The sequence below is a fragment of the Raoultibacter timonensis genome (assembly GCF_022845715.1).
GTDB lineage: Bacteria > Actinomycetota > Coriobacteriia > Coriobacteriales > Eggerthellaceae > Raoultibacter > Raoultibacter timonensis.
Genome location: NZ_AP025564.1, coordinates 2,710,277 through 2,723,153, shown reverse-complemented (window position 1 = coordinate 2,723,153; position 12,877 = coordinate 2,710,277). Strand labels below are relative to the sequence as shown.

Annotated in this window: 12 protein-coding genes; 6 read left to right on the top strand and 6 right to left on the bottom strand. The window is 56.8% G+C overall.

Features of this window, described 5'->3' with window-relative positions:
* Positions 1-101: 101 nt before the first annotated feature.
* Positions 102-1,592, top strand: coding sequence for a helix-turn-helix transcriptional regulator (locus MWL89_RS11190; protein WP_244386055.1), 1,491 nt, complete (start codon positions 102-104; stop codon positions 1,590-1,592).
* Here MWL89_RS11190 and MWL89_RS11185 read toward each other — a convergent pair.
* The 3 genes from MWL89_RS11185 to MWL89_RS11175 all read right to left on the bottom strand — a co-directional run bounded on the left by MWL89_RS11185 (position 1,589) and on the right by MWL89_RS11175 (position 4,327).
* Positions 1,589-2,035 (bottom strand): hypothetical protein, encoded by a 447-nt coding sequence (locus MWL89_RS11185; RefSeq protein WP_102377613.1) that lies wholly within the window; start codon positions 2,033-2,035, stop codon positions 1,589-1,591. The two genes, MWL89_RS11190 and MWL89_RS11185, sit on opposite strands and share 4 nt — an antisense overlap.
* 117 nt (positions 2,036-2,152) lie before the next feature.
* The gene (locus MWL89_RS11180) at positions 2,153-3,673 is read right to left on the bottom strand and encodes a hypothetical protein (RefSeq protein ID WP_244386053.1); all 1,521 of its coding nucleotides are present in this window, start codon (positions 3,671-3,673) and stop codon (positions 2,153-2,155) included.
* A gap of 126 nt (positions 3,674-3,799) precedes the next feature.
* The gene (locus MWL89_RS11175) at positions 3,800-4,327 is read right to left on the bottom strand and encodes a SufE family protein (protein ID WP_102377615.1); all 528 of its coding nucleotides are present in this window, start codon (positions 4,325-4,327) and stop codon (positions 3,800-3,802) included.
* A gap of 367 nt (positions 4,328-4,694) precedes the next feature.
* Here MWL89_RS11175 and MWL89_RS11170 point away from each other — a divergent pair, with 367 nt between their 5' ends.
* The 5 genes from MWL89_RS11170 (at position 4,695) to MWL89_RS11150 (ending at position 10,527) form a co-directional block, all read left to right on the top strand.
* A complete protein-coding gene (locus tag MWL89_RS11170) occupies positions 4,695-7,061 on the top strand; it encodes a molybdopterin-containing oxidoreductase family protein (protein WP_102377616.1) in 2,367 nt (788 codons plus the stop codon).
* A gap of 2 nt (positions 7,062-7,063) precedes the next feature.
* Entirely contained in the window at positions 7,064-7,558 is a 495-nt protein-coding gene (locus MWL89_RS11165) for a 4Fe-4S dicluster domain-containing protein (RefSeq protein WP_244386051.1), read from the top strand.
* Positions 7,559-7,588: 30 nt separating this feature from the next.
* Positions 7,589-8,023, top strand: coding sequence for an FKBP-type peptidyl-prolyl cis-trans isomerase (locus MWL89_RS11160; protein ID WP_102377618.1), 435 nt, complete (start codon positions 7,589-7,591; stop codon positions 8,021-8,023).
* 281 nt (positions 8,024-8,304) lie between these two features.
* Complete coding sequence (locus MWL89_RS11155) at positions 8,305-8,835, top strand: DUF169 domain-containing protein (protein ID WP_244386047.1); 531 nt, start codon at positions 8,305-8,307, stop codon at positions 8,833-8,835.
* Positions 8,836-9,228: 393 nt separating this feature from the next.
* Positions 9,229-10,527, top strand: coding sequence for a trigger factor (locus MWL89_RS11150; protein WP_102377620.1), 1,299 nt, complete (start codon positions 9,229-9,231; stop codon positions 10,525-10,527).
* A gap of 165 nt (positions 10,528-10,692) precedes the next feature.
* Here MWL89_RS11150 and MWL89_RS11145 read toward each other — a convergent pair whose 3' ends face one another.
* From MWL89_RS11145 to MWL89_RS11135, 3 genes are read right to left on the bottom strand one after another with little or no spacing between them, the layout of a single operon-like run.
* Positions 10,693-11,934: an aminotransferase class V-fold PLP-dependent enzyme gene (locus MWL89_RS11145; protein ID WP_244386046.1), complete on the bottom strand. Its 1,242-nt coding sequence runs from the start codon at positions 11,932-11,934 to the stop codon at positions 10,693-10,695.
* Positions 11,931-12,383, bottom strand: coding sequence for a SufE family protein (locus MWL89_RS11140; RefSeq protein WP_244386045.1), 453 nt, complete (start codon positions 12,381-12,383; stop codon positions 11,931-11,933). Before MWL89_RS11140 ends, MWL89_RS11145 begins: the two co-directional genes overlap by 4 nt.
* Positions 12,380-12,841 carry an acyl carrier protein gene (locus MWL89_RS11135; RefSeq protein ID WP_244386044.1) on the bottom strand — a complete coding sequence of 154 codons (462 nt, stop codon included), beginning with the start codon at positions 12,839-12,841 and terminating at the stop codon, positions 12,380-12,382. The genes MWL89_RS11140 and MWL89_RS11135 overlap by 4 nt, the downstream gene beginning before the upstream one ends.
* Between the last annotated feature and the right edge of the window lie 36 nt (positions 12,842-12,877).

Sequence of the window (12,877 nt, the reverse complement as noted above, 5' to 3'; positions counted from 1 at the left end):
GTTCGGGCGCCCGACTTCGAGATCGGGCGCCTGTTCGCCCCGATGTAACCGAACGGCGATTCTGCGCGGGGGTAGCAATGGCCGAAAAAAGCAAAAAAGAGATGACGTTTGAGTTGTCCGCTGAAGGCGCTCGTGCACAAGGGCTCGTCGTGGGGTGCGTTGGGTACGGATTGTTTCTCAGCTGGATGTGGATCATATACTTCAGCAATTTCGCGGTGTCTTATGCGGGTATGGATGCCGACCATGCTTTGCAGTTGCGAATTATCATGCTTGCGGCGCTCGGCATCGCCCTGCCGATACTTGGCGCATGCGAACGGTTCTTCGTCTCTCGCAGGGGAATCGCGGTGTCTGCCCTTGCTTCGGTCTTTCTCTGTCCGCTCGCATCGGTTGCGGCTCTGCTGTTTCCCTGCGAGTGCACCAGCCAATGCGCATATTCCTGCCAATGTGCGGCGATGCTGGCGCAAGGGGTCGCATGGGCTTTTTCGGGGATCGGGTATGCGTTTCTCATGATTTACTGGGTCTGGTTTCTCGTGGCGTTGGGGAAGATGCCGAACCACTCGCTTGTTATCGCTTCGACCATGGTGGTTTCGTCCGCGGTCTTTTTTTCGGCCACGTTGCTGTTGCCTTCGGTGTCGGTTGCGGTCCATGCTCTTTTGCCGGCATTGTCGGTTATCTGCTCGATGTTTTCGCATCGGCGGCTGGCAACGGTAACCGTGGGGATTGCGATAAAGAAGGCGGTGCCCGAGAGAGATTTTGACGTGGCAAGCGGGAGGCTATCCAAGAAGACGCTGACGATGACGTGGTTTTCGGGTGTTGCGCTTGGATTCTGCGGACATACGGTGACCACGGGTTTTTACATCGCATGGGCCGATATGGTTCTTTCAGCCCTTTTCGTTGTTGCGTCGGTTGCCATGTTTTTCGCCGTAAGGCGCCACGGGGGATATAGATACGGCGATCTTTTATGGCTTTATGTGCCGGTAGCGACGTTCTGCCTTATCCCCATGTGCTTGGTTAGCGGCATGGGAAGGGCCCTTTTCGCCTGCATTCTCATTGCTGCGCTCACCGCTTACAGCTTTGCCGATCTTGACATGCTGGTCAAAGATATGTCGAGTGCCGCTTCCCACATTACCAAAGTGATGGCTTTTGGCCGGATCGGCAACGTTCTCGGGCTTGCGGTGGGGTGGTTGGTGGCTGGCTTCGCTTTCCGTATGGAGTCATTGCGACCGGATGCGTTTGTCGTAGCTTGCCTCGGACTTGTACTCGTTCTGGTTGCAGCATCGACCTACATGTTTCGGGGCTTGGGCTTTTTGTCGGCACCGACCGTCGTCACCAGGACGGCAGACGACCGGTATGAGCGACAGTGCTTCCTTTTTGCGAAAAAGTATGGGCTGACCGAGCGTCAGCTCGACGTTTTGCGGTTGCTCGGTCGCGGGCGAACGGCATTGACCATTCAGGACAAGCTGTTCATCTCGGAATCGACGGCGAAAACCCATATCTACAACATATACCAAAAAGTCGGGATCCATACGCAAAGGGAGTTGATGGAACTGCTCGACGCGGTAAACCCCAATGTGGACGAAACGCTGTTCTAGCGGTTGCGCGAGCGTTCGTATAGGCGGTACAGCCGTTCGACGAGCATGCTGAGCTTGGTCGTCTCGGCAGCCTCTTCGGGTGTGAGGTATATATCGAGATCGCGGTTCAACGCCATGATGAGCAGGATCTTCTTGGTCATGACCGCTGAAGTTCCCCCGCACTTTGCTTCCATGTCTATGCTCGAGAGCTCGGGGATCGAGACTCCGAGCGCCCGAGAGAGATTCATTTGCCCTAAGACGTTCAGGGAATCGGGCAGTTCGTCTTCGGGCTCGAGCAGCATGCGTATACGGATGTACGACCGAATGGCGGTTTCGAATTCGTCAAACGTGGGGTGCGGTTCGGAGTTCAGGGACTTTGCGATCTTCTTCGCTTCTTTCTCTGCGGTTTCGTAACGATGTTCGAGCGCTCGGTCGCGTCGTCCCGGCCCCATGTTGTATTCCATGGTGGTGCCCCTTGCTTCGGTTTGCTTGATACTGATTGCGCTGCGGCGTTGCTCTCGCCTCCGCTACGACCGGATGAAACGGGGCCGTAGCGGAGGCTGCAAGCTTTCCAGCTATCGCTAATCGGTGAATTCCACGTATTCGATTTTCATCATTTCAGCAAGGAGTTTGAGATCTTTTCGATAGTCTCCGTATACCAGTGCGGTATGGTCTCCGAACTCGTTTTGCTCCATGAACGCCCCATCGCGGTCTTCCAGGGGGAAGTAGGGGCCTTCGGGGCATCCGTAGCGGTCGTAGCCGGTGCCTCCGACGATTTTCGACTTGTATACGAGCATCCTCGTACCGGCGGGATTGAACCGCATCATGGTTATTTCTTCACCGATATGATCATTGAAGTCATAGCGAATCGTAGCGCCGAAGCCGGCATTTGCTGCGAAAGGCCCAACGCCATATTCGTCGTCGAGATCGAATCCATGCATCTTGCGGTTTGGCGTAGCATGCCAAGTGCAATACAGTTTGTTGGGGTATTCGTCCATGCATTCGTGGGGAGAGAACCACATTGCCCCGTAAATCTCCCCGTCCTCTATGACAACGGGCGTCGTGTTGGATTGATAGGGAGCTTTGCGGGATAGGCACATCATAACCACCATGGCATGCAATGCATTCATATCCCCCTCGCAAGCGGAGGGGATTCCCGCCTCATTGTTGAGCGAATGCCCGAGGCAGAAAGTCACCTGCTCGTGATTCAGGCGAGTGGTGGCGCAGCACTCTTTGCATTGCGCCGTGAACGAATTGCAGCCGAAGTGTTTCATGAGTTTACGGGTGAGGACATTGAACCGTACGGATTTCAGCAGCTTGTCGCGATCCATGAACACATCTTTAGCCCCGTCGAGCAGCTCATCGGCAATTTTTTCCGCTTCCGCCTCCTCATCTTTGCTAAGGTTGTAGGCTCTTCTTTCGGGGAGCGTGTGGTTGTTGAAGCCGTCGGATCTATCGAGCTGGTCAACAACTTCATGCAGGTTGACGGAACGTGCCGATACGCCGAAGTCGGCGGCAACCTCGAAATCATCGGTGAGGTATAGGTCTGATTCGTGGCGGATCATTTTGAGCGTTCTTGTATGGGCAAGCGCTTTCATGACTTTGATGCAGCGCAGACGGTCGCGGACGTCATCCCAGTAAAGCGTTGCGTACACATTGTCGTATCCGCGGTTATGGGCATCGCAGACTTCAGACATCGTGATTGCCCCGGTGTCGGTGTGGATGAGTATGGGGCAATCGAAGTGCTGATAGACTTCGCGAGCCCAGAAGGGCATCGGATTGCCGTCGAGAAGAATTGCGTCGAACCGTCCTTTGAGCGCCTCGATTTCCCCGATAGTGTCTTGAAGAAGGTTGAATTCGTCGGAATTCGCAGCAAACACGGTATCCATGAGTTCTATGTCTGGCCCAGAGAGCTTGTCGACCAGCTTCTCGTTGAACGCTTTAAGCCCGGCCGCTGCCGCCATTTCGTCGAACTCATGGGTCAATTCGTCCTTGTTGCCAAATCGGCAGGGACCCTCGTATGCGTAATCGTGGATGAGCGCTCCGAATACCGGCAGCACAACGCATTTCTCGTCGATGGGGCGTTTGAATGATACGTCCATTGATGAAGCTCCTCTCGCATTCGCCTGGATGCCGCATGCATCCCCTTGGAAGACACCTTAAGAACAAAGGAGACGGTTGGCACCGAAAGATGAGTGCGAAATCGAGGGAATTCGCCTATCGTACTCTCAGTACGAAACGGTTGATCGGGAAAACGTTTGGCCTTTCACGAACTTGCGGACTTGCTCGACGATGGTTTTATGCATCGCTGAAAGTCCTTTAGATCTGGGTGCATCAAGATACTGTTCGAGCATGGTTTTCGATACAAAATCGATTTCTGATTCGAGAACCGCATCGACGGGCTGCCCATCGAGCAGTCTGACGAGAAGGGCGGCAAGTCCTTTGACGATGAGGGCTTCGCTGTCGACCTTGATGCTGACGGTTCCGTTTTCAACGGTAGCAAGTATCCATGTTGCAGATTGGCAGTCTTCTACGGTTTCGGCATTCTTTCGATCTTCGTTCGTGAACGGGTCGAGATAAAACGTCGAGTCGATGAGATACGAGTAGACGGAAAGCCAATCATCGAAGGAAGCAAGAAAATCAATGAGCTCGGCTTCTCGTTTGGCAATGGTATCGGCATCGTCCGTTTCAACGTATGCGTCGGCGCCCCCCTTCTCAGAGGCATTCTTTTTGGTATTTGACTTTATGCCAGGCATGACAACTCCTTGCTGTGGTGTTCGAATGCAGTATAAAAGGGGAAAGAAAGCGGGTCATCGTACTCTCGATGCAGTTTGGGTGGCCTGCATCTCGTATGCGCAATTGCGAGGGCTGAGGAAGCGCTCTCGACGATAAGACGCATCCTTAGCCTTTGGGCGTTAGCGATAAAGCAGCTTAGGCTCACGTACCTACATGCTCCGCATGAAGGCTAGTCTTTTCCTGTTTTCCCAGATCAGATATCGTCAATTCTAAAGTATGCATCAGAATACTCCGTTAGGTACGGCGACAACGGCCAAACGCGCACGCTATCCTTGCCCGCGACGGCGCTATATGCGTTTCATGACGAGAACGAGGAAGGATGTGACCATGAGCGAAGACGAGTTCTATAAAAAAGCTGAAGTTGTCAAGCTCGACACGCTTTCGGATGTCAACGATATCGGGAAGCCGTGGCGCTACGAGGAAGACGGGCTGACCGTTACGCGCACGAGCCCCTGGTCTCCTCCGGGGTGCCACCCGGTGGGTTGTGGGCTGAAGCTGTACGTCAACGACGAAGGCCGTTTGGTCAAGGTTGAAGGCGACGAAAACAATCCCGTTACTCAGGGCCGGCTTTGCCCGCGATGCATCGCGCTGAAAGATTACATCTACAATCCCGCACGCTTGCTTCATCCGATGAAGCGCGATCCGAAGGATCGCGGCAATGCGGATGCGTGGGAGCAGGTTACTTGGGACGAGGCTTTCGACATCATCAAGAAGGAGTACGATCGCATTACGGCTGCATACGGGCGCGAGAGCATTGTAGTCTTTGCGGGAACTGGTCGTGAGGGCGGTACGTTTGCTCCGTATGGCACCATGTGCTTCGGAACACCGAATTTCTGCTATACGCAATCGGGCTACGCATGCTACACCCCACGTCTTGCCGCCATCGCCTACATCGCCGGCACGACGTATCCCGAGTGGGATTACGCCGGTGCGCTGCCGGGTCGCTGGGACGACGATCGCTATGAGCTTACCGAGTGCCTCGTCGTTTGGGGCAAGGCCCCTCTCGAGTCGAATCCCGATGGGTTTTTCGGGCATGCGGTTATCGATGCGATGCGACGGGGGACGCGTTTGATCGTCATCGACCCCCGTGTCAACTGGTTGGCGACCCGTGCCGATATCCATTTGCAGCTTCGTGCGGGTACCGATACTGCGATGGGCATGGCGTGGCTCAACATCATCATCAACGAAGATCTGTACGATCACGACTTCGTAGAATACTGGTGCTATGGTTTTGAGCAATTGGCCGAGCGGGTTCAGGAAATGCCGCCCGAGAAAGCTGCGGAGATATGCGATGTGCCGGTTGAAAAGATCTACGCTGCCGCACGAATGTACGCTCAGGCGAAGCCAGCGGCTATTCAGTGGGGTCTAGCGGCCGATCAGAAAACCGATGGCATGCAAAACGGGCAGGTGACCGTCGACCTCATGGCGATAACCGGCAACCTCGATGTTCCCGGTGGGCAAATTCTTCCCGGAACCGGCGCCGGTCACAACGAATCAGGATTCGGGTTCGAGAAAGGTGTGGGCGAGGATCTTCAAAAGAAAATGATCGGCCTCGACCAGTATCCTGCCTACTGCATGATTATCCTGAATGCGCATGCCGACCTTATGCTGCACGCGCTTGAGACTGGCGATCCCTATCCCATCAAAATGGGTTTCTATGCGGGTAACAACCTCATGAGCTGCACGTCGATGGAGCCGAAGCGATGGCATGACGCCATCGTCAAGTCGCTTGAATTCTGCATCGGTTTCGATACATTCATGAATCCGTCCATCGAGGCATCGTGCGACATCTTCCTTCCTCTTTCGACGGTGGCAGAGCGGGAAGGCACGGTCTTCACCCACTATGCGCCTTGTACCGTGACGGCTGGTTTCATGCACAAGGCGATCGAGGTCGGAGAAACCATGACCGATTTCGAGCTCTGCTACGAACTCGGACGACGGCTGCGCCCTGAGGTTTGGGAGGAATTCGATACGGCAAAAGAATTCATGGAAGCCCTCCGCCTGGGTCGTCGCGAACAAGGAAAGTACTTTGACGAGGTATCTAAAAACGTTGTCTGCCAGATTCCCGTCGATTATTACAAATACGAGCGGGGGGAGATGCGCCAGGACGGACAGCCCGGCTTCGCAACGCCGACCGGTCGCGTCGAGCTGTGGTCTACGGCGTTCAATCAGTTCGGCGATGACCCGCTGCCGTATTTCCTCGAGCCCGAGTTCGGTCCTGCGAATCCCGAGCTCATGAAAGAATATCCCTACATTCTCACTACCGGTGCACGCACCACGGCGTTCTTCCATTCCGAACATCGTCAGATCGCGTATCTGCGCGAACTCAACCCCGATCCGATCGTCGAGATCAACCCCAAAGTCGCCAAGGACCTAGGTATTACGGATGGGCAATGGGTACGTATGTGGAGCCCGTTCGGCGAATGCGTCGAGAAGGCGCGCATAACCGAAACGGTTGATGAAAAGACCATTCATGCGCAGCATGCATGGTGGTTCCCCGAGGAGGATGGTAGCGAGCCCAACCTCTACGGTAACTTCCGCTCGAATATCAACAATCTGCTTCCCAACGACCATTACGGTAAACTCGGTTTCGGCGCTCCGAACAAGTGCCTTGTGTGCAACATCGAGCCTGTTTCCGAAAGCTACGACACCGACATGGACTTGATCTGGGAAAAATTCGGAAAGCTGGTGTAGCTATGGCGACGTATGGACTATTGATCGATTACGAATACTGCACGAACTGCGGTTCATGCCAGGTTACGTGCAAGGAGGAGCATGCCTATCCGGTAGGGAAGACAGGTATCAAAGTGCTCTCCGATGGACCGTGGAAAATTGACGACGAGCATTGGAACTGGAATTATTTTCCGGTTCTGACTGACTTGTGCGATCTATGCGCCACTCGCACGGCGGGTGGACGTGAACCGATGTGCGTACATCATTGCCTTTCGAACATCATTACCTACGGACCTATCGAAGAACTCGCCAAGAAGCTTGATGAGAAGCCGAAGCAATTCTTGATGGTGCCTCAATTCAACCCCATTGCAGCCAAAGGCGAATTCGTTCCGAGCGGCAAGCAGAAACACCGTGCAGCGCACATCGAGGTTCAGGGTACGGGCAAGGCGTCGTACGCCGTCCATCGCCATGATACCAAGGTGGGAGAGATAGACGAAACCGACGAACTGGGCGAGTAGGCATCGAGATTGTAATTGATTGGGGTAGACATGGACAATGGCAACAGGATCGGCAAGCTTGCCTCGATACGGTATAGAGGCGGGATCAAAGGAGAAGAGCCGGCTGACGACCGTTCAGTCGGCGAACCGCTCACCGTTCTGCTTGGCGATATGAGCTTACCTCGCGGCATAGAGGAGGCGGTATTGGACATGCAGGTTGGCGAGCAGCGTACGGTGGACATACCATGCGAAAAAGGCTATGGCGAATACCAGGACAAACTTGCAAACTGGTATCCGAAAACCATGGTCGAGGGGGGATACGGCCTTTCCGTGGACGATGTTATGTTTTGGACGAATCCAGACGATGGCAGGAGGATGCCCGTTTGGGTGACCGAGATGACACAAGATGCGGTAAAGCTGGATTTCAATCACCCCTTTGCGGGCAAGACGCTCACGTACTGGATCGAACTTGTCGATTTGAAATAGGCGACTGGCATGTGCTACCCCTGTACTCGGTGCGGCAGATGCGGCAAGTACGAGAAATCGAGTCCGTACTATACGCCGCCTGCAAAAATACCGTGCTTTGCATGCGGCGGCGAAGTTGATCCTTCGACAGGCGCGTGTTCGACGTGCGGATCAGCCGCCTTCGAAGCTGCCGGTGTCCGATCGGCAAAAGAAGACGATCCCCGGGAGAATAACGATCTCTAATATGCAGGGAGCCGAGGCTTGAAGCTTCGGCTCCCTGCGTTCATATGAAAGGAAGCAGTATGGCCATCCGTCCCTTATCGCATGATTTTTCTCCGTTCGAGCAGTTGGGCTTCGATGATGAGCCCGTTGGCGTAAAGTTCGAGTATCTCTTGCCGAAGACGATTTTGCGCTTAAGCGAGCCGATGGCTATGTGCGAAATGGTGAGGGAAGCGCAGACGCGGGATACCCCCTTCTATATGGACGAGAGCAACGAGGACTGCATGGGGAGGGGCGCCATGGGGATGATGCCCGATGATCCCAGCTGGGCTGAGGCGGGGTTGATCGGAGAACGCATGGGCATCTTTAGCGATGCTGGCGCGAATATGAGATGCATGCGCCACTACACGACATTCTCGAGGGGGGCGGTGCGCTATGTGGTGTTCGCCCGGCTGTCAGCGCTTGAATTCGAGCCCGATCTGCTTATTTTCAGCGGCCCGATGAGCCAATGCGAGGTGATTCTCAGGGCGATGGCGTATTCGACGGGGGAGATGTTCGAATCGAAGGCGACCCCGGTTTTCCAGTGCTCGTGGCTGTACTCGTACCCCAACTAACGGGAAAGGTCAACTATCTTGTTATGGGTACGGGCCACGGAACGACGGCGCGCGAGACGTACGAACCCGGCTCGATACTCGTTTCCGTACCCTCGCCGTGGTTTCCGATCATCCTTGAAAACCTTGGTCGAATGGAACGCGTTCCCCATGCATGGGAGATTGGCAGAAAGGCCTGGCTTAAGGAAGAGGGGGCGATATACGAAAACCTTATTCACGATTCCGGGGCAAGGCATTGATCGCCCCTTCGGGAGACGATGGCCTATTTATCGAAATGAACTCGCGGATGGCCGTGTTCTGCGATACAATCCACAAGGAGCAATAGGGGATTGCGCTAGAAAGCGATATGGTTTTTGTGCAAGCCATGCGTGATACGTCGAATACGAGGAGCATTAGATGAAGGTTACCGAAAAGAAGCTAGACGACGGCAGGATTCAGCTCGAAGCCGTTGCGACGCCGGAAGAAGTCGAGCAGGCTCTGAACGCCGCCGAATACGGGTTCGCGCAGCAGATGAACCTCAGGCCCGTGCAGGGAAAGTCCATCGAACAGATCGTCGAGGACCAACTCGGCATCAAGGATCTCGCGTCGATCGTCGAGCCGCAGGCGACCGAGATGCTCGTGCCGTTCGCTATCGATAAGAAGAACATCATTCCGTCGTATCCCCCGAAGGCTACGGCGAAGAGCCCCTTGAAACGCGGCCAGAGCTTTACGTTCGGCCTGACGGTTTCGCCTCGCCCCGACTACGAGCTCAGCTCGTACGATCCCGTCTCGATCACGGTCGCTCCGTTTGAGATCGATCCCGCGGAGGTGGAGAACGAGATCGCCCGCATGGCCGATCAGTTCGCCGAATTCGTGACCGACGATCCTCATCCGGTTCAATCGGGCGACCATTGCATGCTCGCCATCGAGGCGACGAAAGACGGCGAGGTCATGCAGGGCCTCACAACCGATGGGCGCACCTACACCGCCGGCGCTGGCCTCATGCCCGACGGGTTCGATGAGAACGTCATCGGCATGGACGTGGGAGAGACCAAGTCGTTCACGTTCACGGGCCCCGGTCTCGATGACAAGGGAAACCAGATCGACGAGACCATCGAGTGCACCGTTACGGTCAAGGAGATCCAGAAGCGCGTCATCCCCGCCATCACCGACGAGTGGGTCAAGAAGAACATGCCGCTCTACCGCGATGCCGCCGCACTGCGCGGAAGCATCAAGGAGCGCATCGAGAAGGGCCGCATGAACGAGTACGAGAACTATAAGCGTCAGGTGGCCGCTTCCGAGCTGGCGAAGCGCTTCACGGGTCGTATTGCCGACGAGGTGTACGAGGCCATGCAGCAGACGATGCTCATGAACATGCGCGGCGAGCTGCAGCAGCAAGGGATGACGTTCGAGCAGTTCGTCGAGCAAAACGGCGGCGAACAGCAGTTCAACATGATGCTCATGATGCAGATCCGCGAGACGCTCGTCCAGGGCTACGCCCTCGATGCGCTATTCCGCCACGAGGGGCTTGTCGTAACCGACGAGGACCTCGAGGATGCCTGCAGGCTCATGAACCCGCAGAATCCCCAGATGGCCCGCCAGCAGATGGAGTCGTCGGGACGCGGATTCGCCCTGCGCGAGATCGCCGAGCGCATGAAGGCGAACAAGTGGCTGCTCGAGCACGCGGAGGTAACCGTCGCCGAGCCGCAGAAGTAAAAGCGCTTTTCTGCTACGAATCGAACGAGCCCGACGAATGACCGTCGGGCTCGTTTTCGTTTTACCGATGAGTATGCAGGCGGCGGCTGTTCTGGCCGTTTCGATCACGCATGTTCGGATGCTGGGCATCTGCGCGGGATCGCGCCTTCGGCGCGCCGCAGCGCTTCAGCGGGCGGCTCTGAGCAGCGCGACGGTTCGTCCGAGCAGCTCGACGCACGAATCTATTTCGACGTGCGTGTTGTAGAAGGCGGGGGAGAGCCTTGTGACGTTCTGCACGCCGTACACCTCGTGGAGCAGCGGCTGGGCGCACTGGTTGCCCGAGCGCAGCGCCACGCCCTGCTTGTCCATGAACGTGGCCAGATCGAAGGGGTGCACGTCGTCGACCGTGAAAGAGAGGCACCCCGCGCGCCGCGCGGGATCGCCGAGAACGTGCAGGCCGTCGATCGATCCGAGCGCCCGTTCCGCATACGCCGTCAGCTCGTGCTCGTAAGAGGCGATCTTGTCGCGGCCCGCCGATTCGATATAGCCGATCGCGGCCGCAAGCGCGATCGCCCCCGGGTAGTTGGGGGTTCCCGCCTCGAAGCGCAGCGGCGGCTTCTCGAATGTCGTCTCCGCGAAGCTCACCTTGTCGACCATCTCGCCGCCGAACCGGACGGGGGAGAGCTCTGCAAGCAGCTCGCGTTTGCCGTACAGCACGCCGATGCCCGCGGGCCCGAGCATCTTGTGCCCGGAAAAGCACAGAAAGTCGCAGTCCGCGTCCTGCACGTTGACGATCTCGTGCCGTACGCTCTGGGCCGCATCGACGAGCACGCAGGTGCCGCGTTCGTGGGCCATCGCGGCGATCTCCCTAACGGGGTTCACAGAGCCGAGAACGTTCGATACGTGGGCGACAGCGACGAGGCTCACCTTCTGGCTCCGCAGTACCGTTTCGAGCGCTTCGAGGTCGATGTCGCCTTGCGGCGTAAGCGGAATCACCTCGAAGCGCGCACCGGTTCGCTTGCAGAGCTGTTGCCAGGGAACGAGGTTCGCGTGGTGCTCGAGGGCGGTTACGGCGATGGTCGAGCCAGGCCCCACCCGCTCCTCCCAGGCGCGTGCCGCCATGTTGATGGCATCGGTGGTACCGCCGGTGAATACGATCTCGTCGCTTTCGGCTGCGTTGACGAAGCGCTGCACGGTTCGGCGCGCGCGCTCGAAGGCCGCGGTCGAGCGTTCGCTCAGGGTGTGGATGCCCCGGTGCACGTTGGCGTTGTCGGTTCGGTAATGCGCCGCGAGCGCATCGAGTACCGCATCGGGCATCTGCGTGGTCGCGCCGTTGTCGAGGTAGATGAGCGGGCGGCCGCCGATGCGCTGCTCCAGAATGGGAAAATCCCCGCGGATGGCGTCTATCCTGTCTGCGAAATCGTTCATTGTCGATCGTCTCCCTGCGAATCCGCAATGGTTTTGCTGAGGGTTCTTATGGTAGCGCAAATCGATGCGAAGCCGGCAATGCGCTCGTCGGAAAATGCCGATTTGAGATCGGTCTTTTCGAAGAAGGATAGGGGAGTCGATGCGACTTCGGCCGGCATGCGGCCATCGAGCAGACGCACGATAAGAAAGAGCACACCGCGGACGATGAGCGTATCGCTATCTCCCCGAACGCGCATCGTGCCATCGTCGTTTGCGGTGGCTGCGAGCCGGACCTGCGATTGGCATCCGTCGACGAGCACGCAGGATTCCTTCTCGCTGTCGTTCATGGCGGGCAGCCTGGCGGAAAGCTCGAGAAGGTACGTGTATTGGGAGAACGCATCGCCGAGCCCTTCGAACTCTTCGACGATCGCCCGTTGTTCCTCGTCGATCGTCAATGCGGGTTCGCTCATTGACGATGCTCCGGACCGCTGGACTTCAAAGCGAGTTGCGAGCGGACGGCATGGCAGAGATCTGCGACCGTTACGATGTTTGCCGTCGTGTCGGCATCGATGTCGATGCCGAGTGCTTTGTTGAGCGCGATGACGAGCAGTATCTTCTTGGTCATCGAGGAAGACGTTCCCTCGCATTTTGAATCGAGTTCGTTTTTGCGGACGTCTTCAACCGAAATGCCGAGTCCCCGCGCGACGCTCATCTCGCCGAGGCGGTTGAGGTACGCGGTCTGCCGCATATCGGACGGCTCCAAGAGATACCGTATCCTCAGGTATTCACCGACGATTTCGCATGCCGTCGTTTCGCCGGCATGCTCGAGCGGATGAGCGGAGATGAGGGCATCGGCCCGAGCCGCTGCATCCCTCATCCGCTCCTTGAGCGCATGGTCGGGGTTTCGCGCGCTGACGTTGTATTCCATACCGTCCTCCGTTCAGATGGTTGCGGGCGGATCCGA